Genomic DNA, 22,295 nt, shown 5'->3' on the forward strand with positions numbered 1-22,295 from the left:
AGGCCCGCGCCCGCCGTCGCCCCCGTCACCCGGGGATCGTTCTGGCGACGTCGCGCGATCGACCTGCTCCTCGTGGCTTCCGCCGGGTGTACGCCCGCGCGGCACGCCCGCTGAAAGCCGAGGACGCCCCGCGTTCTCGCGTGCCGCGCTGTGTCACCCCAGCCGTCACCTTCGAACGAGGAGCGCCCCCGTTGACCACGTCGATCACCCCTGACGTCGAGATCCACCCCCAGCTGACCGACCCGCTGCTGCCGCAGCTGCTGCACCCGTCGAGGCTGCTGTGGACGCCGCGCGAGCTGGCCGAGCTGACCAGGACCGTCACCACCGAGCTGACCGCCGGCCTGCGCGGGCTGCTGCACTTCGACGAGGACTCCCGGTGGTGGGCGCGGCTCGCGCTGACCGACGGCGTCGAGCTGTGGCTGCTTTCGTGGCTGCCCGGCCAGCGGACGAAGCCGCACGACCACGGGGGCGCGTCCGGCTCGTTCACGGTGCTGCAGGGCGAAATCGGCGAGGAGTACCGCTATCCCGGCGGGCCGATCCGCCGCCGCACGCACTCCGCGGGCGAGGGCATCGGCTTCGGCGCCGGGCGCGCGCACCAGGTCACCGGCCTCGGCGAGCGGCCGGCGGCCAGCGTCCACGCGTACTCGCCGCCGCTGGTGGCGACCCGGGACTACCGGACCCTCGCGGACGTGCCCGCGGAGATCCCGCCGCTCCCGGCCATACTCGGCCGATGAGCGCGATCGACGAACTCCTGGACGGCGCCCGGTCCTCGCTGGACCGCGTGGACCCGGTGCGCGCGCAGCGGCTGCAGTCCGACGGCGCGCTGATCGTGGACATCCGGCCGCACGCGAACCGGCTCGACGAGGGCGAGATCCCCGGCTCGGTGATCGTCGAGCGGATCCACCTGGAATGGCGCCTGGCGCCGGACAGCGAGTGGAAACTGCCGGGCGTCACGACGGGGACTGTCGCGATCGTGGTGTGCAACGAGGGTTACTCGTCGAGTCTCGCCGCTGCCGATCTCCAGCGCCTCGGGCTGCCTGGCGCGACCGACCTGGCGGGCGGGTTTCGCGCTTGGGCGGCGGCCGGGCTGCCCGTCACGCCGGGTGGGTCGCCCGCGGTTCCCTGACCCCTGCGGTCAAGCGCAGGGTCAGGCGAGGACGACGCGGGCCAGCTCGGCCGGGCTGGCCAGCAGGTCGTGTTTCGGCAGCACGCGCACGGTGTAGCCGACCGAGCCCGCGCGCGGCAGGGTGAGCGAAGCGGCGAACGCGCCGATGCCGTCGCCGCGCATCGGGACCGTGCTGGTTTCGGTGAGCTCGTCGGCGTCGCCCACCTGGCCGACGACGGCCTGAACGTCCACTTCGGACGGATCGAGCCCGGCCAGGTCGATGCGGGCGCGCACGGTGACCTCGGTGCCGACCACCAGCCGTTCGGCGTGGTCGTAGAGCAGCTCCGAGTCGAAGATCCGCACACGCGGCCACGCGACCTCGAGCTTGGTGCGGTAGTCGGCCAGCGACAGGGCGCCGCGGTAGCCGTCGCCGGTCGCGGCGGCGACGGTGCGCGACGCGGGCAGGTAGCCGGAGTCCACGTACTCCCGCACCATCCGCGACGCCTGCACGAACGGGCCCAGCGTCTCCAGCGTGTGCCACACCATCGACAGCCAGCCGGACGGCACTCCCGCCGCGTCGTTGTCGTAGTACAGCGGCGCGATCTGCTGGCCCAGCAGGTCGTACAGCGCGGCGGCCTCGAGGTCGTCGCGGCGCAGCGGGTCGGTGATGCCGTCGGCGGTCGGGATGGCCCAGCCGTTGCTGCCGTCGTAGCACTCCTCCCACCAGCCGTCGCGAATGGACAGGTTGAGGCCGCCGTTGAGCGCCGACTTCATGCCCGACGTGCCGCACGCCTCCAGCGGCCGCACGGGGTTGTTCAGCCACACGTCGCAGCCGCGGTAGAGGTAGCGGGCCATGGACATGTCGTAGTCCGGCAGGAAGACGATCCGGTGCCGCACGGCCGGGTCGTCGACGAACCGCACGATCTGCTGGATCAGCTGCTTGCCGTTGTCGTCGGCCGGGTGGGACTTGCCGCCGATCACGATCTGGATGGGCCGCCGCTCGTCGAGCAGCAGCGCGCGCAGCCGGTCCGGGTCGCGCAGCATCAGCGTCAGCCGCTTGTACGTCGGCACGCGGCGGGCGAAGCCGACCGTCAGCACGTCCGGGTCGAAAACACGATCGGTCCAGCCCAGCTCCAGCGCCGAGGCGCCGCGCTGCACCCACGCCGCGCGCACGCGTCGCCGGACCTCGCCGACGAGCTTCTCGCGCAGCTCGCGGCGCAAGCCCCACAGCTGCTCGTCCGTGACGCCGTCACGCAGCGAGCTGCCCGGCGTCCGGCCCTCGTGGCCGAACTCGTCGTGGTTGCCGCCCAGCAGCGCGCTCAGCTCGCGCGCGACCCACGTGGGCCCGTGCACGCCGTTGGTGATGGACGAGATCGGCACCTCGTCCTCGTCGAAACCGGGCCACAGCCGGGAGAACATCCGGCGGGTGACGCGGCCGTGCAGCTGCGAGACGCCGTTCGCGCGCTGGGCGAGCCGCAAACCCATGTGCGCCATGTTGAACAGGCCGGGGTTGTCCTCGGCGCCGAGCGCCAGCACGCGCCGCGGGTCGACGTCGGGGACCAGCCTGCCGTCGGTGAAGTACCGCTGCACGAGGTCCACCGGGAACCGGTCGATGCCCGCGCTGACCGGCGTGTGCGTGGTGAACACCGTGCCCGCGCGGACGGCGGGCAGCGCCTCGTCGAAGGCCAGCCCGTCGGCCTGGATGATCTCGCGCGCCCGCTCCAGGCCGAGGAAGCCGGCGTGGCCTTCGTTGGTGTGGAACACCAGCGGCTGCGGGTGCCCGGTGAGCTCGCAGAACTTCCGGACCGCGCGGAAGCCGCCGATGCCGGCCAGGATCTCCTGGCGGATGCGGTGGTCGGCGTCGCCGCCGTAGAGCCGGTCGGTGACCGGGCGCAGGTCCTCGTCGTTGTCCTCGATGTCGGAGTCGAGCAGCAGCAACGGGATCCGCCCGACGCGGGCCCGCCAGATCTGCGCGCGCAGCTCGCGCCCGCCGGGCATGGCGACCTCGACCAGCACCGGGCGGCCGCCGTCGGTGACCAGCTCCAGCGGGAACGCGTTCGGGTCGATCACCGGGTAGTGCTCGACCTGCCAGCCGTCCAGCGAGAGCGCCTGGCGGAAGTAGCCGGACCGGTACAGCAGGCCCGCGCCGATCATCGGCACGCCGAGGTCGGACGCCGCCTTGAGGTGGTCGCCCGCCAGCACGCCGAGACCGCCGGAGTAGTTCGGCAGCGCCTCCGTGACGCCGAATTCCATCGAGAAGTACGCGACGGCGCCGGGCAGGCCCTCGTCCGTGCGCCGCTGGTACCAGCGCGGCTCCGTGAGGTAACGCTCCAGGTCGGCGGCCGCTTCCCGGGTGCGGCGCAGGAAGTCCTCGTCCACGGCCAGCTCGGACAGCCGTTCCGGCGGCAGCGCGGTGAGCATCCGCAGCGGGTCGCGGATGGCGTTGAACAGCTCCGCGTCCATCGACGCGAACAGGTCGCGGGTCGGCGGATGCCAGGTCCAGCGGAGGTTGGTGGCCAGCGCCCCGAGCCCGGCGAGCGACTCGGGCAGGCTGGCGCGAACGGTGAACCGGCGGACTGCGCGCATGACCAGCGACCATATCGGGCCGCGGCGGCGGGCGCGCGGGCCAGTTCCGCCGGCACCGTGACGCGGCCGCTTCTCCGACGGCATCGCGCGGCTTCGGGGATAACCCGCGCATCCGGCGTAACCGCTTAGTAGGGTCCTGCCTGGCCGTTGTCGACCCGGTCCGGTGGGCCGAAGAGTGGAACGAGTGAAGATGAGCCAAGGGGGAGGCCGGGCGCTGGTGGCGCTCGCGCTGGTGGCGGCGCTCGGGGTGGCCGCGTGCGGCAACGGGTCTTCGGCACCGGTCACGGCCGGGGCGGGCAACGTCGCGGGCCTGCCGGTGACGCACTTCGAGAGCGGGCTCAAGCCCGGCGCGCCCGCGCCGGGGCTGGACGTCAAGAACGCCGACGGCGGCCAGGACGACCAGCTCGCCACCGCCGCGATCGCCGACGTGGAGGCGTACTGGGACGCCACCCTGCCCGCGGACTTCGGCGGCCTGAAGTTCAAGCCCGTCACGTCGCTGCTGTCCTACGACTCGAACTCCGACACCGAGGACACCGCCTGCGGCAGCGTCAAGAAGCTGGTGAACGCGTTCTACTGCGCGGAGGACGACTCGGTGGCGTGGGACCGCGGCGTGCTGCTGCCGATGCTGCGCCAGCGCTTCGGGCCGATGTCGGTGGTCACCGTGCTGGCGCACGAGTTCGGCCACGCGATCCAGTACCGGCTCGGTGACAAGGCGGGCATCACCAAGAGCACCCCGACCGTCGTGAAGGAGCAGCAGGCCGACTGCTTCGCCGGCAGCTACTTCCGCTGGGTGGCCGAGGGCAAGAGCAAGTTCTACCAGGTGTCCACCGCCGAGGGCCTCGACCAGGTCATGGCCGCGATGTTCTTCATCCGCGACCAGGCGGGCACCAGCGCCACCGACCGGCAGGCGCACGGCACGGCGTTCGACCGCACCTTCGCCTTCCAGTCCGGGTTCGAGAAGGGCCCGACGGAGTGCGCCGGGATGAACACGCAGAACGTGCAGGCGCGGCTCACCGAGCGGCCGTTCGACCAGAAGGACACCGGCAAGGGCGACGCGAAGCTCAACGACAGCACGCTGAAGCTGCTCAAGGAAAGCCTCGACTCGGCGTTCAAGGGCGCGGGGGTGGCCGCGCCGGAGATCGTGCCGGGCAACGGGAGCTGCTCCGGCGGGCCGAGCACCCCGCCCGCTTCGTACTGCCCGGCCGACAACACCGTGAACATCGACCTGAACCGGCTCACCCAGCTGGCCCAGCCGTCCGACCCGCAGGCCGAGCAGGCCGGCAAGGACAGCGGCGGCCTCGGCGACTTCGCGGCGTTCGCCGAGGTGGCCTCGCGTTACGCGATGGGGATTCAGAAGGGTGTCGGCGCCTCGCTGGACAACGCGAACGCCGGGCTGCGGACCACCTGCCTGGTGGGCGCCTGGGCGAAAGTCGCCAGCCAGAAGCAGGCCGACGCGGCCCCGGGACCGCAGCTGCGGCTGTCCGCGGGCGACCTCGACGAGGCCATCGCCGAGGTGCTGCGCCAGGGCAGCGTGATCACGACGGACGTCAACGGCACCGCCCCGGCCGTCGGTTTCGACCGGATCCAGGCGATGCAGAGCGGCTACCTCCAGGGCTCGTCTTCGTGTTCGCAGAGGTACCCGTGACGCTGGTCCTCCGGACCGCCGAAAGGCGATTGACCGCGTGGCCGCTTTTCGTTACGCACCATGGCGTGTCCGGCTGGATCAGCGTCGGCTTCCTGACGCTGGGCTGATCCGGGAACGACGAAAGCCCCCGTCCGCGAATGCCTGCGGACGGGGGCTTTCGCCGGTGGAACGGCTCAGAACAAGGCACTCGCCAGATTGCGGCGGGCCTTCATGACCCGCTCGTCAGCCGGGTCGAACAGCTCGAACAGCGCCACCAGGTGCTCCCGGACGCGGTTGCGCTCGTCGCCCGCCGTGCGGCGGACCGCGTCGACGAGGCGGGTGAAGGCGGCGTCCACGTCCTGTTCGGCGATGTCCAGGTCCGCGGCGGCGAGCTGGGCTTCGAGGTCCGTGGGGTCGGCGTCGGCCTTCGCGCGGGCGTTCGGGTCGGCCGCTTCGGCGCGGGCGGTGAACTTGACCTGGGCCAACGCGTTCTTGGCCAGCTCGTTGGCCGGCTCGGCGTCGAGGATGCGCTCGTAGGCGGCCTGCGCGGCGGCGAAGTCACCCTGCTCGAAGGCGTCCTCCGCCTCGGTGAAACGCGGGTCCTCCGGCTCCTCGACCGGGCCGCCGTTCTCCTGCTCCGCGGCGCTGATGCCGGGCAGGCGGTCGCGCAACGCGTCGAGCAGGGCGCTGAGCCACTTGCGGATCTCGGGCTCCGGCAGGGCGCCGGAGAACGCGTCCACGGGCTGGCCGCCGCCGATCGCGACGACGGTCGGGATCGACTGGGCGCCGAACAGCTGCGCGATGCGCGGGTTCGCGTCCACGTCGACCTTCGCGAGCACCCAGGCGCCGCCGGCCTCGGCGGCCAGGCGCTCCAGCACCGGGCTGAGCTGCTTGCACGGACCGCACCATTCGGCCCACAGGTCCACCACGACGAGCTGGTTCAGCGAGCGCTCGACGACCTCGGCCTGGAAGGTGGCCTCGGTGACTTCGAAGACCGCGCCGGACGGCGGCGCCGAGCCACTCGCCGGGGGCGCGCCCGCGGGCGGCGCCGGGGGCTGGTTCCGGGACGATTCGGCCCGGGCCTTGAGCGCGGACAGGTCGACCGCGCCGGACAGTGCGGCGGACATCGCCGCCGAGTTCGCTGCAGATCCGCGTGGGTGTGTCACCCTGCCATCCTGGCACGTCTGCCCTCGGCATTTCACCGCCGGTGCCCGCCCCGGCCCGGCACGGCGCACCCGGCTCGGGCAAGCTCAGCCGGGAATGGGCAGGAGGTGGCGGCGGACGTGATGAGCCGGCGAAGGATGACGGTGACCCTGGCGGTCGCCGCGGTGGTCGTGTGGATGGGGACGGTCACCATCCTCATCGCCCGCCAGCCCGACCCCGGCGCCCCCTCCCCCGCCGCCCTGCGCGACGAGCTGGCCTCGGCCCTGACCGCCCACGACGCGAACGCACTCGGCGACCTGCTGAACTACCCCGGCTCGGGCGCCTCGGACTTCGCCGACAACTACGTCGCGGTGCTGAACGACCAGGCCGTCCACGACGTCGCCGTGCACCTGCTCCCGGACGACCGGTCGCCGACCATCGCCGTGGTCACCGGAGTGGCCGGGCGAGGCCAGGCGTTCAGCTACCGGCTGGCGGTGACGGCGGAGGAAGGGCGCTGGACGGTGGCCTTCACGCCGCCGCTGCCCTGACCTGGTCCGCCGTTGCCTGATGAGGACCGGCCGGCGGACGCTGCCGCGGCGGACCGGGGTCGGACCGAGCCGGCGATCCGGCGCCCGAAGGCGACGATGTGCCTGACCTCGGCACTGGCCCACCATGATCTGACCGACACGATCCCGGCTGCGCTGGACGTCGCGATCCCCTCAGGGGTCGCGCATCCGATCGCGTGGCATTCCTTGAAGGAATGGCTGCGCCGCGGCGGCAAACCCGCACACCTCATCGAGCCGCGAGCAAGCCGACTATCCCGTCTTCCGCGAAGGGCACTGAAGGGAGCCCTCAGAAGGGCGCGGCCCGCTCAGTCTTCCTGCAGGTGTGCCTCGACGCGCTCGACCTTCGCGGTCAGCTGGCCCGAGTCGTAGCCGGGGCGGATGTCGGCCTTGAGGACCAGGCCGACGCGGGCCGAGCCCTCCCCCGCGGCTTCGACGGCCTGCTTCACCACCGCCATGCACTCGTCCCAGCTGCCTTCGACGTTGGTGAACATCGCGTTGGTCGAATTGGGCAGGCCGCTGTCGCGGACCACCTTCACGGCGCGCGAAACCGCCTCGCTGACTCCGCCGTCCGGGTCTCCGCCCGAGGGGCTCACGCTGAACGCGACGATCATGTCCGGGTCCCTTCACTTGTCGGATCGGTCAAAGCGCCGAGCAGGTCGAGCGTCGCGTTCGGAGTACTCGCTGGTAATTTCGCGTGTCATGAACCGTCCGTTGCCGTTCGACCCGATCGCCCGCGCGGCCGAGCTCTGGGAGGACCGGATCGGCCCGGCCGGAACCATGGCCGCGGTCACCGGTGTGATGCGGGTGCAGCAGATCATCCAGTCCGCGGTGGACGGCGCGCTCAAACCGCACGGCCTCACCTTCGCCCGCTACGAGGCGCTTGTGCTGCTCACCTTCGCCCGCACCGCCAGCCTGCCGATGCGGGTGATGGGTGAACGGCTGCAGCTGCACCCCACCAGCGTCACCAACATAGTCGACCGGCTGGAGCGCGACGGCCTCGTCAAGCGCGTGCCGCACCCCACCGACCGCCGCACCACGCTGGTGGAGATCACCGACGACGGGCGACGGCGGCGTGAAGCCGCGACCGAAGCCGTCACCTCGATCGATTTCGGGCTCAGCGGCCTCACCGAGCGCCAGGTCGAGCAGCTCACCGAGCTGCTCACCAAGGTCCGCAAGTCCTCGGGCGACTTCACCGAATAAAAAAGACTCGTGAGTGTTCCGGACGGTTAGCACCGTCCCGAACACTCACGAGTCAGGAAGAGCAGGTCAGGCGGCCACGGTCTCCGGCACGCGCGGCTCGAACAGGCCGACGCCGCCGTGGGTCAGGCGCTCCGGGCCGTCGAGCCGGCCGTTGCGCAGCGCCCACTTCTCGAACAGCCAGGTGAACAGCGGCGGGACGCTGGACAGCAGCGCGAGCACCAGCATCTTCGGACGCCACCCGAGCGGCTTCGCCACGGAGAGGGAGACCAGCAGGTACAGGACGAAGATCACGCCGTGCACCATGCCGATGACGGGCACGCCGCCCTCACCGGAGGAGTGCACCACGTACTTGAGAAACATCCCGATCAGCAACGCGGCCCAGGACAGGGCTTCGGCGACTGCGGCCACGCGGAACACGAGAGCGGCCTTGCTGGACACGACTTCCTCCTGTGCGTCACACGGGTGCGTGCTGCCTGCACACACAAAAACGTCCGAGAAGCACTGTCCAAGACGGACGGAACCGCTTGGCGTCAACAGCACTGTCGGACGTTGTATGAGACCAGTGTGAGGCGTGACCGCCCTCACCGGAACACCGGGGGCGGTGATCGTGCTCACGAAAGCAGTCCTTTGTGGTCTGGACCACTGTCGCGCATTCCGGTGAAATGCCCGGAAAACCGTGAAGGCCCCTTCCCGATCCTGCATCGTGGGAAAGAGCCTTCACGGATTGTCTTCAGCCGGACACTAACCGGCACAAGGCGACGCCGGAGCCGACGATGGTGACGTTGCCCACGTCGCCTTCGCCGCGTCCGTCGTCAGCGAGAAGTCCAGAGTCGTGCCACCGCGGAGTTGCTCGACGCTGACGTAGGACTTGTCGCTCGGGCGGGAGCCCACCTTCAGCCCCTGCACGTACTGCAGTTTCGCGCCGTCCGCGCTGCCGGCCTTGATCGTGACCGAGCGGCCGTTCTCAAGATGCAGGACGGATTTCTCGAACCGCGGCGCGTTCAGCACGAAATTGCCGGTGCCCGGAACGGCCGGGTAAAGGCCCAGCGCGCTGAAGACGTACCAGGCCGACATCGTGCCGAGGTCGTCGTTCCCGGTGACGCCGTTGGGCGCGTTGGTGAACAGCGTGTGCGCCGCCCGCACCACCGCGGAGGTCTTCCACGGCTGCCCCGTGAGCGTGTACATCCACGGCGAGTGCAGGTCGGGCTCGTTGTTCGGGTTGTAGCGGAACTGGTTGTAGTAGCTGTACGGGCCCACCACCCAGTCCTTGCGGACGGTCCCCGCGGGGTCCTTCACCAGGTTGTCGTAGGAGAAGAAGTCGTCGAGGCGCTTGCCGACGTTCGCCGCCCCGCCCATCTTCTGTTCGAGGCCGGGCACGTCCTGCTGCACCAGCCATTGGTACTGCCACGCCGTGCCTTCGTGGAAGCCGTCCTGGCTCTGCGGGCTGTACGGGCCGTCGGCCGGGGTGAACCAGGCGCCGCCGGCGACCTTCGGCCGGAAGAAGCCGGTGAAGCCGCGGTCGGTCACGCTCGGGTCCCAGAGCGTGGAATACGTGCGCCCCTTCTCGGCCAGTGCGGCCGCGTCCTGCTTCTTGCCCAGCGCCGCCGCCATCACCGACAGCGAGCAGTCGCCCAGGGCGTACTCGAGGGTCGCCGAAGCGCCGTGGTTCGGGTCGGTGTCCTGGCCCTTCTTCGGGAAGTCGGTCTGGTACTGCACGAATCCGTCGGCCTGGTAGCTCGCGTTGCCCGAGCGGCCCTGGAACGGCGAGGACGCGGGCGGGATCTCGCGCGAGTTCTGCAGAAGTGCTTGGTAGGCCTGGACTTCCTCGCCGCTCAGCGCGCCGAAGCGCCACAGGTCCACCAGGAACGGCGTGACCGGGTCGCCGGTCATCGTGTTCGTCTCCTGGCTCGCGTACGCCCATCGCGGCAGCCAGCCGCCCTGGTCGTGGATGGCGAGGATGCTCTTCGCGATGTCACGGGCCCGGTCGGGTTTCAGCAGCGCGAGCAGCTGGTTCTGGGAGCGATAGGTGTCCCACAGCGAGAAGAAGTCGTAGTACGTCCAGCCGATGGCCCGGTGGATCTTCTTGTCGAAGCCGTAGTACCGCCCGTCCGCGTCGCTCGCGGTGAGAGGCTGCAGGAACGAGTGGTACAGCGAGGTGTAGAACACCGTGCGGTCGTCGGTCGTGCCGCCGCTGATGTCCACACTGGACAGTTCCTTCCGCCACGCGCGCTGCGCGTCGGCCTTCACCGCGTCGAACGGCCGCACCCGCGAAGCCGCCAGGTTCACGTCGGCGCCGTGGGCGTCCACCTGCGAGATCGAGGTGGTGGCGGTGATCTGGCCGCCCTTCGGGAAGGTCAGCCACGCGCCGCGCAGGCCCGCGCCGCCCGCGGACTCCTTGCTGCCCGGCGTGCCGCCGGTCGGCGACCAGGTGCCGTAGCTGGTGAACGGCTGGTCGTACTTCGTGGTGAAGTACGTGGTGTAGGACTTGCCGCCGCAGAAGGCCTGCGAGTCGACGGTGCCCACGACGGTGTGGTCGTCGACCACCCGCACGCTGCTCCCGGTCACCGGCTCCTTGGCGTTCGCCTGCCCGACGTTCACGAACACGTTGGCGGGGCCGGACTTGTCGAAGGTGTAACGCTCGACGCCGCTGCGGGTGGCGGCCGTGGTCTCCACGTCGACGCCGCCGTAGCCGGTCAGGTGCACCTTGTAGTAGCCGGGCTTCCCGACCTCGCCGTCGTGGGTGTACGGCGCGGCGTAGTTCGTGTAGTCGAAGGTGGCGGGCTTGCTCGTGTCGAACGCGGCGCCCGGGCCGACGTCGCCGGTGGTGGGCAGCGTCGAGACCAGGCCGCCCTGCTCCCAGCAGCCCGCGCCGGACAGCAGGAAGTGGCCGAAGCCCCGGATCGCCGTGTCGGTGTAGAGGTAACCCGCGTAATGCGTGGTCATCGGGCTGACCTGCGTCATGCCGAATGGAGCGGACGCACCGGGGAACGTGTTGCCCTCGTCCTGCGTGCCGATGAAGGTGTTGACGGCGTCGAGCGGGTCACCGCCCGGGCGCGCGCCCGCGGGTGCGGGCGACAGTGTGGCCGCGACGACGGCGAGCGCGGCGGCGCCCGCCAGGACTCTGCTCCTCATTGAGCTTTCCTTTCGAGGACAGTGTGAAGGCCACCGCGGGAGTCGTCCGCGGTGGCCTTCACGGCACTGATGGTGGGAGATCAGCCGATGCCGATGGCGAACACGTGCAGCACGCCGCCGCTGACGTTCGACGGCAGCGTCACGCTGGCCACCGTCTTACCGGCGTCGAGGGTGATCGGCGCGGTGCCGAACACCATCGTGGCGATCTGCTGCGGGTCGCCGCCCGAAGCGTTGCGGTAGGGCGTGTTCAGCACGATCCGGTTGCCGAACGACGGCTGCGCGCCGCCACCGCCCAGCGTCCAGTCCGACATCCCGACGGTCGCGGTGGACTTGCTGCCGTCGGTGTAGGTCATGGTGAGCGTGCCCTGCGCGTTGCCGTCGGCGCCCGCGCCCAGCAGGGAAAGCCGGGTGCCGGTGCCGGTCACGTTCACCGTCTGGCCGTTGGCGACCGCGTTGTCGGGCTCGCCGGTAGCGAACGACGGCCAGGCGAACTTGATGCCGTCACTGGTCACCGTGCTGCCCGGCTTGGCGCCGGCCGCGGCCAGCGCGTCGGCCGAATAGCTCCAGCCGCCGCCGTCGAAGTTGGCCGCCGAGGAGTCGGAGTCCGGTGAGATGCCGGTGTTGTCGACCGTGGCGAGCCAGCTGTTCGGCTGCGCGACCAGCACGGTGAGCACCGCCTGCGTGCTGGCCAGGCCCGGCGCCGAGAAGGTCACCGGGATCTTCCGCGAGCCGTCCGAGGTGCCGGCCGGCACGGAGACGGTGAACGCGGCGTGCGCCTTGCCACCCGCCGGAACCGCGACGCTGCCGGTCGCCGGCGAGACGGTGATCCCGTCCACCGAACCGGCGGTGTAGGTCCACGTCTTCGCCGTGCCGGAGAGGTCCTGCACCCCGGCGCTCGCCGCGACGCTCGAACCGGCCGGGGTCACCACGCGGGCCGGGTCCACAAAGGACAGGCTCGGCTTCTCCTGGTCGCGGAACGAAGGCGGCGCTTCGGAAGCGGCACTGCCCCACGCGGTCGCGGTGGCCGAACGCGTGTAGTCCAGCGTGCCCCCGGAGGAGATGAGCGCCTCCGGCAGCCAGGCGTTGGCCTCGGGCGACCCGTTGACCTTCAGGCTGCCCACGTAGTCACCGGTGCCCGGCGCGTTGACGGTGATCTTCTTGCCGGCGCCCGTGGTGAGCACGGAGTGGGTGAACCGCGGCGTGGTGAGCACCGTCTCGGCGCGGCCCGGGATCTCCGGGTACAGGCCGAGCGCCGACCAGACGTACCAGGCCGACATCTGCCCGAGGTCGTCGTTGCCGATCAGGCCCTCGGGACGGGGGTTGTACAGCTCGTCCATCGACCGGTGCACGATCGACTGGGTCTTGGCCGGGGCGCCCGCGAACGAGTAGACGAACGGCGCGTTGGAGTTCGGCTCGTTGCCCATGAAGGCGTACGGCTTCTGCGTGCCCGCGTTCAGCTCGGTGAAGAAAGTGTCCAATCGGGACTGCACGGCGGTGTTGCCGCCGAACGCCGTGACCAGGCCGCCGAGGTCGTAGGGCACCATCCAGTCGTACTGCGCGCCGTTGCCCTCGACCCAGCCCTGCGAGCTGGCGGGGTCGAAGCTGCCGGAGAACGAGCCGTCCGCGTTGCGCGGCTGCAGGTGCCCGGTGCCCGGGTTGTAGAGGTTCTGCCAGTTCTGCGCCCGCTTCATGAACGTGGTGTACGTCGCGCTGTCGCCGAGCCGCTTCGCGAACTGGGCGATGGAGAAGTCGGCGCTGCTGTACTCGAGGGTGTCCGCGCCGGCGCCCGGCACGTAGCCGAGCTTCTGGTACGCGTCCAGGCCCGGCCGCTCGGTGTAGCCCTGCGTCGGCTGGGTCGCGCCCTTGATCATGAGCAGCAACGCCTTCTGGGTGTCGAAGTCACGGGCCCCGAAGGCGTACGCGCTGGAGACGATGATGTGGTACGGGTCGCCGTTCATCACGCCGGTGTAGTCGTTGGCCACGGTCCAGCGGTCCCAAGCGCCGCCCTGTTCGGCGTACGCCATCATCGAGCGGACGATGTCCGAGGTCTGCTTCGGGTCGATCGTCGCCAGCAGCGGGATTTCCGAGCGGTAGATGTCCCAGCCGGAGAAGTTCGTGTACATCGCGTGGCCCTTGTCGGCCTTGTGGATGCGCCCGTCGAAGCCGGGGTAACTACCGTCCACATCGGAGAACACGTTCGGCTGGATCAGCGAGTGGTACAGCGAGCTGTAGAACGTGGTCATGTCCGCGTCCGAGCCGCCGCTCACCGCGACCTTGCCGAGCTGGTCGTTCCACGCCTGCCGCGTCGCCGCGGCCACCTGGTCGAACGACTTCTTGCCGTTGTTCTCGGCCTTGAGGTTCGCGTTCGCCCCGTCGACCGACATGAACGACAGGCCGACCTGGGCGTTCACCTGCGCGCCGTTGACGTTGGCGAAGGTGACGTAACCGCCGCTGCCGGGACCGCTGACCGTGGTGTCCTGGGTCTTTTCCTTGGCCGGGCGGGCGATCGCGGCATTCACGCCGTTCGGCTGGGCCACCTTGGCCTTGGCGCCGCCGGACTCGGCGGTCTTGTTCGGCGTCACCGCGCCGTTCTTCCAGGTGCCGACCGAGGCGAACGGGGTGTCGAACTTCGCCGAGAAGTAGACCCGGTAACTGTTCTTGGCGCCGCAGAACCGGCCGCTGGTCGCCCAGCCGCTGATCGTGTCCTTGCCGATGCTGATCGACGCGTCGTCGGTCCCGTTCACCGAGCCGGAGGTGTTCACCAGCAGCGTGGACGAGGCGCCGGCCGGGTAGGTCAGGCGCGCGGAGCCGGTGCGCTGGGTCGCGCTCAGCTCGACTTTCGCGCCGCTGTCCAGCTTCACGTCGTACTCGCCGGCGGTGGCGTGCTCGTTGTCGTGCGAGAACGTCGAGGTGTAGTGGCCGGGGTCGGTCGCCGGGGAGGTGCTGACCTCACCCACGTACGGGATGAACGGGATGTCCTCGTAACTCGAGCAGCCCGCGCCGGAAAGGTGCGTGAGGCTGAACCCGGTGAGGGCGTTGTCGTCGTAGAAGTACCCGCCCGGCTGGGACTTCACCGTGTCCGGGCTCCACTGCACCATGCCGAACGGCGCCACCGCGCCGGGGAAGGTGTTGCCGGCGCCGCCGCCGGTCCCCTGGTCCGCACCACCGGGCCGGGTCCCGACGAACGGGTTGACCCACTTCGCCAGGTCTTGCGCGGCCGGGGCGTTCGCCGCCGCCATCGCGGGGGCGGCCGGGGCCATCGCCGCCACCACCGCCGTGGTCAGGAAGATAAGTCCGGCTCTCCAGCGCGCTCGCGCCATATCGCCATCGCCTCTCCAGTTGTCGGCGCGACTTCGCGTCCACACCACCGTGCCAGGCATGGATGACAACCTTGTCGCGCACACCGTCGATGCGGGCAACCTTGGGCAACAGCTCACGAGAACGTCAAGTCCGAGGTGGGAGTCTGTCCAGTTCAGGACAGACTGATCAGCCATCTGCCGCACGACCTTCGACGGGTGAATTCCGGTCACCGCGGCACAGGGATTGACATACCCCCGCTGCGTGGTGTGCAATCTGCGCCACTATGACAACGTTGTCTCCTCACGGCCGGGAAGCGGACGGGCTCCCCCGCCCGGCGAGCAGACGGGCCACCATGAGCGACGTGGCCCGGCTGGCGGGCGTCAGCATCAAAACGGTGTCGCGGGTCGTCAACGACGAGCCCGCGGTGCATCCGGACACCGCGGAGCGGGTGGTCGCGGCCATCGAGCAGCTCGGCTTCCGGCGCAACCTCGGCGCGCGCAACCTGCGCCGCGGGTCCACGACCGGCACCATCGGCCTGATCGTCGAGGACGTCGGCAACCCCTTCTACTCGGAGCTGAACCGCGCGGTCGAGCGGATCGCGACCTCGTTCGGGCGCCAGGTGCTCACCGGCTCGTCGGAGGAGAACTCCGACCGCGAGCGCGAGCTGGCCCTGGAGTTCTGCGCGCGCCGCGTGGACGGCATCCTCGTCGTCCCCGCCGGCATGCAGCACGGCTACCTGGTGCCGGAGATGCGCGCGGGCACGCCCGTGGTGTTCCTCGACCGGCCGGCCGGCGACATCGTGGCCGACACCGTGCTGCTGGACAACCTCGGCGGCGCCATCGAGGCGGTCACCCACCTGGCCGCGCACGGCCACCGCCGGATCGCCTTCCTCGGCGACAGCCCGGACATCTTCACCGCGGCCGAGCGCCTGCGCGGATTCCGCGAAGGCTGTGTGCGCAACGGAATCTCCTATGACGAGAGCCTGGTCGTGATGACCACGCCCACGCCGGAGACCGTCGGGCACGCCGTGCGGAGCCTGCTCACCGGCCCCGGCGCCGCCACCGCGGTGATCGCCGGCAACAACCGGGTGGCGGTCCACCTGCTGCGCGCGCTGGCCCACGCGCCGCACCGGCTCGCCATGGTCAGCTTCGACGACTTCGAGCTGGCGGATCTGCTGGACCCGCCGGTCACGGTCGTCGCACACGACGTCAGCGCCCTCGGGCACGCGGGGGCGGAACTGCTGTTCGCCCGCGTCCAGGGGGATCAGTCCGCACCCAGAAAGGTAATCCTGCCAGTGCATCTTGTCGCCCGCGGTTCCGGTGAGGTTGCCCCGTGAGTACGCAGCACCTCGAGCCGATCCGGCTCCCGGCCAACCAGCCGCCGCAGTTCTACCGCGGCGGTGACGCCATCGCGGCCCTGCGCGGCGTCGGCTCCGAAACCAAGTTCGGCCCGGAGGACTGGGTCGGGTCCGTCACCACGATGTTCGGCCAGGACACCACCGGCCTGACCCGGCTGCCCGGCGGCGGCTGGCTGCGTGACGCCGTGCGCGAGAACCCGGCCGCGTGGCTCGGCGCCAAGCACCTGGCGGCGCTCGGCGATTCCACCGGCCTGCTGGTGAAGCTGCTCGACGCCGGGCAGCGGCTGCCGGTGCACTTCCACCCGTCGGACGCGTTCGCCCAGCAGCACTTCGACTCGCACTTCGGCAAGACCGAGGCGTGGATCGTGGTCGGCACCTACGGCGAAGACCCGCGCGTGTACCCGGGTTTCAAGGAGACGGTGAGCAAGGAGACCGTCGCCGAATGGACCCGCGAGCAGGACTCGCCGAGCATGCTGGGCGCGCTCAACAGCGTCGGCGTGCAGGCCGGCGACACGGTGTACATCCCGTCAGGCCTGCCGCACGCGATCGGCGAAGGCGTGTTCGTGGTCGAGCTCCAGCAGCCCACGGACTTCTCGCTGACCTTGGAGTGGCGGGACTTCCTGGCCTCGCCGGAGAAGGGCCACCTCGGCATCGGCTTCGACACCGCGATCGAAACGCTGGACACCTCCGGCTGGGACGAAGAGCGGCTGAAGTCCATCGTCAAGCACACCGCGGCGGACACCTCGTCCACTGTGGACCTGCTGGCGACCGGCTCGGACGAGTTCTTCCGCGCGGACCGGCTCCAGGTGACCGGCGCGCCGGTGGCGCTGGACCCGTCGTTCGCCGTGCTCGTGGTGCTCGACGGCGCGGGCACCCTGCGCACGGAGCACGGCGGCGAGCACCCGCTGGCCAAGGGCGACACCTACGTGGTCCCGTACGACGCCGGCCAGGCCGAGGTCACCGGGCACCTGACCGTGATCCGCTGCCGTCCCCCGCTCCCCGAGAAGAGGTAGGCCGATGAGCGAGATCCTGCTCGACGCAGTCAACCTCACCAAGCACTACGGCTCGGTCGAGGCGCTGCGCGGCGCCTCCTTCCAGGCCCGCGCGGGTGAGGTCACGGCGCTGATCGGCGACAACGGCGCCGGGAAGTCGACCCTGGTGAAGTGCCTGTCCGGCGCGGAACAGCCGTCGTCGGGCCAGATCCTGCTCGACGGCGCCGAGGTGCACTTCGACACCCCCACCACCGCGCGGCGCCTGGGCATCGAGACGGTGTACCAGGACCTCGCGGTGGCGCCGGAGCTCGACCCGGCCGCGAACCTGTTCCTGGGCCGGGAAATCCACCGCAAGGGTTTCCTGGGCAAGCTCGGCATGCTGGACAAGCCGGAGATGCGGCGGCAGGCGGTCGAGGAGTTCAAGCGCCTCGGCGTGACGCTGCAGAGCACCGACGTGCCGATCGGCTCGCTGTCGGGCGGGCAGCGCCAGAGTGTCGCGGTGGCGCGCTCGGTGGTGTGGGCGTCGAAGGTCGTGTTCATGGACGAGCCGACCGCCGCGCTCGGCGTGGTGCAGCGCGAGCGCGTGCTGGACGTGATCAAGAAGGTGCGGGACAAGGGCATCGCCGTGGTGCTGATCAGCCACAACATGCCCGAGGTCCTGTCGGTCTCCGACCGGATCGAGGTGCTGCGCCTCGGCAAGCGCGTCGCCCGGTTCGTCGGCTCGGACACGAAGCTGGAAGACCTCGTCGCGGCGATGACCGGAGCCTTGGTACAGGAGGAGGCAGCGTGACCGCACCGCCGAAGGACCCGGAGATTCAGACCACTGTGGACGGTGGGTTCGGCAAGGTGCCGCTGGGCAAGCGGCTGATCGGCGCCAACACGTTCTGGATCGCGCTGGTGCTGGTGGCGCTGATCATCGTGTTCACCGCGATCGCGCCGAACGAGTTCGCCACGCTGTTCACCTTCCAGACGCTGCTGATCGAGACGTCCGTGCTGCTGGTGCTGTCGGTCGGCATGACGTTCGTGATCATCACCTCCGGCATCGACCTGTCCGTGGGCTCGGTGCTGATCTTCGCCGGCATGGTCGCGGGCAAGACGATGGAGGCGCTCAGCGGCGGCGACGCGTCGAACGCCGGCTGGGGCGTGATCACCGTCGGGCTGGTCGCGGCCGTGGTCGCGGGCACGATCTGGGGCCTGATCAACGGGTTCCTGATCGCGGTGGCGAACATCCCGCCGCTGATCGTCACGCTCGGCACCATGGGCGCGGCGCTCGGCGCGGCGTACCTGCTCAACGGCGGGTCCGACGTGCGCAGTGTGCCCACCCAGCTGAACAAGACCCTGGGTTACGGCACGTCGTTCGGCGGCGTGCCGAACCTGGTGCTGGTGGCCGTGGTGATCACCCTGATCGGCGCGTGGCTGCTGCACACCACCAAGTTCGGCCGTTACACCTTCGCGGTCGGCTCCAACGCCGAAGCCGCGCGGCGCTCCGGCATCGGCGTCACTGCGCACCTGCTGAAGGTGTACACGCTGACCGGGTTCCTGGCCGGGATCGCCGGTTTCCTCTCGCTGGCCTACTACGCGTCGACCACGATCTCGGCGCACACCACGGACAACCTGAACGCCATCGCCGCCACGGTGATGGGCGGTACGAGCCTCTTCGGCGGCGTCGGATCGGTGCTGGGCACGGTGATCGGCGTGTTCATCCCGGCCGTGCTGAAGAAGGGCTTCAACATCACGCACGTCCAGGACTTCTGGCAGATGATCGCGGTCGGCGCGGTGCTGATCGCGGCCGTCTGGTTCGACCAGCGACGCCGTCGCAACCGCAACTCCCGCTGACTCCCCCCGAGTACGAAGAGGTGCTTGAAGATGAAGCTGAGCAAGACCCTGATCACCGCCGGCGCGCTCGCCTCGGCCGCCTCGCTGCTGGCCGCGTGCGGCCAGGGCCAGGTGGGCCAGAGCGGCGGCTCCGGCGGCACGTCGAACACGGCCAACAGCAAGAAGCTCGCGCTGGTGCCGGGGGTGCAGGCCGAGCCGTTCTACATCTCGATGCAGTGCGCCGCGCAGGACGAGGCGAAGAAGCTGGGCTACGACCTGACCACGCAGGCGCCGCAGATGTTCGACGCGGCCATGCAGACCACGATCGTCAACGCGCTGGGCTCCAACCCGCCGGCCGCCCTGCTCGTCACCCCGACCGACGACAAGGCGATGCTCGCGCCGATCCAGCAGGTGAAGAACCGCGGCACGAAGATCGTCGAGGTGGACACCTCGCTGCAGGACAAGAGCGTCGCGGTGTCGTCCATCTCCTCGGACAACACCGAGGGCGGCAAGATGGCCGCGCAGACGCTGGCGAAGCTGGCCGGCGGCAAGTCCGGGTCGGTGCTGATCCTCGACACCATCGCGGGCACCTCGACCACGGCCGCGCGGGCCAAGGGCTTCGAGGACGAGCTGAAGAACTCCCCGAACCTCAAGTCGGCGGGCATCCAGTTCACCCAGAACGAGCCCGACCAGGCGGCGGCCAAGGTGACCGCGGCGCTGGCCTCGACCCCGGACCTGATCGGCATCTTCGCCACCAACCTCAACACCGGTGAGGGCGCGGCCACCGGCCTGCGCAACGCGGGCAAGATCGGCCAGGTCAACCTGATCGGCTTCGACGCCAGCCCGTCCGAAGTGGACGGCCTGCGCAAGGGCGAGTACCAGGGCCTGATCGCCCAGGACCCGGCCTCGATCGGCGTGCAGGGCGTCGACCAGGCGGTGGCTTCGCTGGAGGGCAAGCCGGTCACCCGCAACCTGACCGCGAACCTGCACTCCATCACCAAGGCCGACATGGACGCGAACTCGCAGTACTTCTACAAGCAGAAGTGCTGACCCCGGACCAGCGGTAGCGAAGGGGACTTTCCCACCGGGGAGAGTCCCCTTCGTCGCGTCCGGCGCCGTGAAAGTCCCCTTCACCGCATTCGGGGCTAGGATCGACTCCCCCAGACACCGTCGCCGAGGGGAGGCCGCCGATGACCGAGGGTGCGCGCCTGCCCTGGCGGCCCGCCCCGGCCGGCACCGCCACCGCGTCCGTGCTGGCCGCTGCCCGGAAGGCCTCCGACGAGCTGATCGACGGGCTCACCGGCGTCCGCGCGCGCCGGGCCACCCACGGGCTGCGGCGGCTGTTCGGCTTCGCCGGGCTCGGCCTCACGGACCTGTCGGGCTCACTGCTGTGGTCCGGGCGGCCGGGCGCGGACGAGGCCGTCGCCCGGGTGCTGGACGAGGTGCTGCACAGCGAGGAGCCGGTGTCAGCGGGCGGGGTGGCCGCCGTGCCGCTGCACGTCCACGACGAGCTGGCCGGCGCGTTGCTGGTGCTGGGCGATCCGCCGGTCAGTGTCCTGCGGCAGGCCGCCGACCTGGTGGTGCAGGCCCTCGAACGCGGCCGGCTGGAGGCTTCGGCCGATCAGGCGGCGCAGGCCGAGCTGCGGGCGCTGCGGGCGGAGATGTCGCCGCATTTCGTGTACAACGCGTTGACGGTGATCGCGTCGCTGGTCCGCGACGAGCCGGACCGCGCGCGCGACCTGATGCTGGACTTCGCGGACTACACGCGCTACAGCTTGGCGCGCCATGGCGAATACACCGTGGTGGCCGAAGAGTTCCGCGCGGTGGAGACGTACCTGGCGCTGCAGCGCGCGGTGCTCGGCGAACGGCTGCGGGTCCAGGTGCGGGTGGCGCCGGAGGTGCTGGCCGTCGCGGTGCCGTACCTGGTGCTGGAGCCGCTGGTGGAGAACGCGATCCGGCACGGCATCGAGCCGCGGTCCGGCGCCGGGCTGGTCCAGGTGCACGGGCAGGCGGAAGGGAACGACTGCGTGATCAGCGTGGAGGACGACGGGGTCGGCATGGAGCCGGCGCTCGCGGCGGACATCCTCGCCGGGCGCGTGGCCGACGGCGCCGGGCTCGGACTGGCCAATGTGGACAGACGACTCCGCAACGTCTACGGCGCCTGGTACGGGCTGACCGTCGAAACCGGGCTCACGGTCGGCACCCGGGTGATCGTGCGGGTGCCGCGCTTCCAGCCGGGGGTGCTGCCGTGAGCGGGCTGCGGGTGCTGGCCGTCGACGACCTGCCGGGGGCGCTGGCCGAGCTGTGCCGGATGCTGCGCGAGGCGCCCGAGGTCGGGGAGGTCGTCGGCGCCGGCGACGCGCTGCAGGCGGTGAAACTGTTGCAGGCGGACCGGTTCGACGCGGTGTTCCTGGACATCTCGATGCCCGGGCTCGACGGGCTGGAGCTGGCTTCGCTGCTGGCGAAGCTCTCCGAGCCGCCGGTGATCGTGTTCGTCACGGCGCACGACGGCCACGCCGTGGCGGCGTACGGCATCGGCGCCGTGGACTACCTGCTGAAGCCGGTCCGCACGGAACGGCTCGCGGCGGCGTTGGCGAAGGTGCTGCGGATGGTCCCGAGCGGCAGTCCCCGTCACGCGCCCGACGCGATGGCCGCGCTGCCGGTCGATTCGGGCGGGCGCACCCGTTACGTCCGCCGCGACGACGTCCTGTTCGTCGAGGCCCACGGCGACTACGTCCGCCTCCACACCCGCGGCGGCGTGCACCTGGTGCGCATGCCCATTTCGCGGCTGGCGGAATACTGGGAGGGCACCGGTTTCACCCGCGTGCACCGCGGTTTCCTGCTCGCCGTCGCCGGGGTGCAGGAGCTGCGCAGCGACTCCGCGGGCGGGCTGCTGGCGCACACGGAGGCCGGTGACGTCCCGGTCAGCCGCCGCCACGCGCGAGATCTGCGCGACCGGCTGCTGGAAGCGGCGCAACGCGGCCAGCTGGGATCGGGCTCGTGAGTGTTCACGCCGGTTCCAACCGGCCTGAACACGCACGAGTCCCGGTGGCGGGATGAGCCGCACCCGACGGGTCGCCGTCACGAGCCCGCAGACGCGACTGGCCCGGTCGCGGCGGCAGGCACGCGGGCGTTGGCGCATGCCCCGCCTGCAGGTGGCCGACGCGGAGCGCGCGGCCGTCCTCTACCGCGCCCAGCGGCGGCGCGGGATCCCCGCGCTGGTGGCGATGTTCGTGCTGGTGCTGGGACTGCCCGCGGTCTTCGCGGCGGCGCCGGGCCTCGACAACGTCCGGTTGTGGGGAATCCCGTTGTCCTGGTTGATGATCGCGCTGCTGCCGTACCCCGTGATGGTCGCGCTGGCCCGCTGGCAGCTGCGCCGGGCCGAGGACGCCGAACGCCCCGAGGACGAGCAGTGACGCCCCCGCTCACCGCGCCCCCGTGCCGCATCGGGGCGCGTCCCGCCGACCCGGCCCGG

General features: G+C 70.8%; 19 protein-coding genes. 13 read left to right on the forward strand and 6 right to left on the reverse strand.

Features of this window, described 5'->3' with window-relative positions; all coding sequences use genetic code 11:
* The first annotated feature begins 191 nt into the window (after positions 1 to 191).
* Both BMY97_RS28075 and BMY97_RS28080 read left to right on the forward strand, forming a co-directional pair.
* The gene (locus tag BMY97_RS28075; RefSeq protein WP_091622090.1) at positions 192 to 734 is read left to right on the forward strand and encodes a cysteine dioxygenase; all 543 of its coding nucleotides are present in this window, start codon (positions 192 to 194) and stop codon (positions 732 to 734) included.
* Positions 731 to 1,126 (forward strand): rhodanese-like domain-containing protein, encoded by a 396-nt coding sequence (locus BMY97_RS28080; protein WP_091622093.1) that lies wholly within the window; start codon positions 731 to 733, stop codon positions 1,124 to 1,126. The genes BMY97_RS28075 and BMY97_RS28080 overlap by 4 nt, the downstream gene beginning before the upstream one ends.
* A gap of 21 nt (positions 1,127 to 1,147) precedes the next feature.
* Here BMY97_RS28080 and glgP read toward each other — a convergent pair whose 3' ends face one another.
* A complete protein-coding gene (glgP, locus tag BMY97_RS28085) occupies positions 1,148 to 3,691 on the reverse strand; it encodes an alpha-glucan family phosphorylase (protein WP_091622096.1) in 2,544 nt (847 codons plus the stop codon).
* A 190-nt stretch (positions 3,692 to 3,881) separates the two neighbouring features.
* Here glgP and BMY97_RS28090 point away from each other — a divergent pair, with 190 nt between their 5' ends.
* Entirely contained in the window at positions 3,882 to 5,336 is a 1,455-nt protein-coding gene (locus tag BMY97_RS28090; protein WP_091622524.1) for a neutral zinc metallopeptidase, read from the forward strand.
* Positions 5,337 to 5,509: 173 nt separating this feature from the next.
* Here the strand turns inward: BMY97_RS28090 and BMY97_RS28095 are convergent, their stop codons facing one another.
* On the reverse strand, positions 5,510 to 6,481 hold the full coding sequence (locus tag BMY97_RS28095) for a tetratricopeptide repeat protein (RefSeq protein WP_091622099.1): 972 nt from the start codon (positions 6,479 to 6,481) through the stop codon (positions 5,510 to 5,512).
* A gap of 135 nt (positions 6,482 to 6,616) precedes the next feature.
* Here BMY97_RS28095 and BMY97_RS28100 point away from each other — a divergent pair, with 135 nt between their 5' ends.
* Positions 6,617 to 7,006 (forward strand): hypothetical protein, encoded by a 390-nt coding sequence (locus tag BMY97_RS28100; RefSeq protein WP_177231586.1) that lies wholly within the window; start codon positions 6,617 to 6,619, stop codon positions 7,004 to 7,006.
* A gap of 323 nt (positions 7,007 to 7,329) precedes the next feature.
* On the opposite strand, the gene BMY97_RS28110 is transcribed toward BMY97_RS28100, so the two are convergent.
* Positions 7,330 to 7,635, reverse strand: a complete 306-nt coding sequence (locus tag BMY97_RS28110; RefSeq protein ID WP_091622100.1) for a thiamine-binding protein — start codon at positions 7,633 to 7,635, stop codon at positions 7,330 to 7,332.
* A gap of 88 nt (positions 7,636 to 7,723) precedes the next feature.
* On the opposite strand from BMY97_RS28110, the gene BMY97_RS28115 reads away from it, so the two are divergent.
* The gene (locus tag BMY97_RS28115; protein ID WP_091622103.1) at positions 7,724 to 8,224 is read left to right on the forward strand and encodes a MarR family winged helix-turn-helix transcriptional regulator; all 501 of its coding nucleotides are present in this window, start codon (positions 7,724 to 7,726) and stop codon (positions 8,222 to 8,224) included.
* Between the two features lie 66 nt (positions 8,225 to 8,290).
* Here BMY97_RS28115 and BMY97_RS28120 read toward each other — a convergent pair whose 3' ends face one another.
* From BMY97_RS28120 to BMY97_RS28130, 3 genes are all read right to left on the reverse strand, one after another.
* Positions 8,291 to 8,662, reverse strand: a complete 372-nt coding sequence (locus BMY97_RS28120; RefSeq protein WP_091622106.1) for a DUF3817 domain-containing protein — start codon at positions 8,660 to 8,662, stop codon at positions 8,291 to 8,293.
* 303 nt (positions 8,663 to 8,965) lie between these two features.
* Positions 8,966 to 11,356, reverse strand: coding sequence for a GH92 family glycosyl hydrolase (locus BMY97_RS28125; RefSeq protein WP_091622109.1), 2,391 nt, complete (start codon positions 11,354 to 11,356; stop codon positions 8,966 to 8,968).
* 80 nt (positions 11,357 to 11,436) lie between these two features.
* Positions 11,437 to 14,616, reverse strand: a complete 3,180-nt coding sequence (locus BMY97_RS28130) for a GH92 family glycosyl hydrolase (protein ID WP_218156900.1) — start codon at positions 14,614 to 14,616, stop codon at positions 11,437 to 11,439.
* Positions 14,617 to 15,008: 392 nt separating this feature from the next.
* Between BMY97_RS28130 and BMY97_RS28135 the strand changes: the two genes are divergently transcribed.
* The 8 genes from BMY97_RS28135 (at position 15,009) to BMY97_RS28170 (ending at position 22,236) form a co-directional block, all read left to right on the forward strand.
* Positions 15,009 to 15,992 carry a LacI family DNA-binding transcriptional regulator gene (locus BMY97_RS28135; protein WP_091622112.1) on the forward strand — a complete coding sequence of 328 codons (984 nt, stop codon included), beginning with the start codon at positions 15,009 to 15,011 and terminating at the stop codon, positions 15,990 to 15,992.
* A complete protein-coding gene (locus BMY97_RS28140) occupies positions 15,989 to 17,026 on the forward strand; it encodes a class I mannose-6-phosphate isomerase (RefSeq protein ID WP_091622115.1) in 1,038 nt (345 codons plus the stop codon). The genes BMY97_RS28135 and BMY97_RS28140 overlap by 4 nt, the downstream gene beginning before the upstream one ends.
* Positions 17,027 to 17,030: 4 nt before the next feature.
* Positions 17,031 to 17,795, forward strand: a complete 765-nt coding sequence (locus BMY97_RS28145; protein ID WP_091622117.1) for an ATP-binding cassette domain-containing protein — start codon at positions 17,031 to 17,033, stop codon at positions 17,793 to 17,795.
* Positions 17,792 to 18,841 carry an ABC transporter permease gene (locus BMY97_RS28150; protein WP_091622120.1) on the forward strand — a complete coding sequence of 350 codons (1,050 nt, stop codon included), beginning with the start codon at positions 17,792 to 17,794 and terminating at the stop codon, positions 18,839 to 18,841. Before BMY97_RS28145 ends, BMY97_RS28150 begins: the two co-directional genes overlap by 4 nt.
* A gap of 30 nt (positions 18,842 to 18,871) precedes the next feature.
* Complete coding sequence (locus BMY97_RS28155; protein WP_091622121.1) at positions 18,872 to 19,870, forward strand: ABC transporter substrate-binding protein; 999 nt, start codon at positions 18,872 to 18,874, stop codon at positions 19,868 to 19,870.
* 140 nt (positions 19,871 to 20,010) lie between these two features.
* Positions 20,011 to 21,072, forward strand: a complete 1,062-nt coding sequence (locus BMY97_RS28160) for a sensor histidine kinase (RefSeq protein WP_091622124.1) — start codon at positions 20,011 to 20,013, stop codon at positions 21,070 to 21,072.
* Positions 21,069 to 21,824, forward strand: coding sequence for a LytR/AlgR family response regulator transcription factor (locus tag BMY97_RS28165; RefSeq protein WP_091622127.1), 756 nt, complete (start codon positions 21,069 to 21,071; stop codon positions 21,822 to 21,824). The genes BMY97_RS28160 and BMY97_RS28165 overlap by 4 nt, the downstream gene beginning before the upstream one ends.
* Before the next feature lie 52 nt (positions 21,825 to 21,876).
* The gene (locus BMY97_RS28170) at positions 21,877 to 22,236 is read left to right on the forward strand and encodes a DUF485 domain-containing protein (RefSeq protein ID WP_091622129.1); all 360 of its coding nucleotides are present in this window, start codon (positions 21,877 to 21,879) and stop codon (positions 22,234 to 22,236) included.
* Positions 22,237 to 22,295 lie beyond the last annotated feature (59 nt).

Source organism: Amycolatopsis saalfeldensis (assembly GCF_900110575.1).
Taxonomy (GTDB): domain Bacteria; phylum Actinomycetota; class Actinomycetes; order Mycobacteriales; family Pseudonocardiaceae; genus Amycolatopsis; species Amycolatopsis saalfeldensis.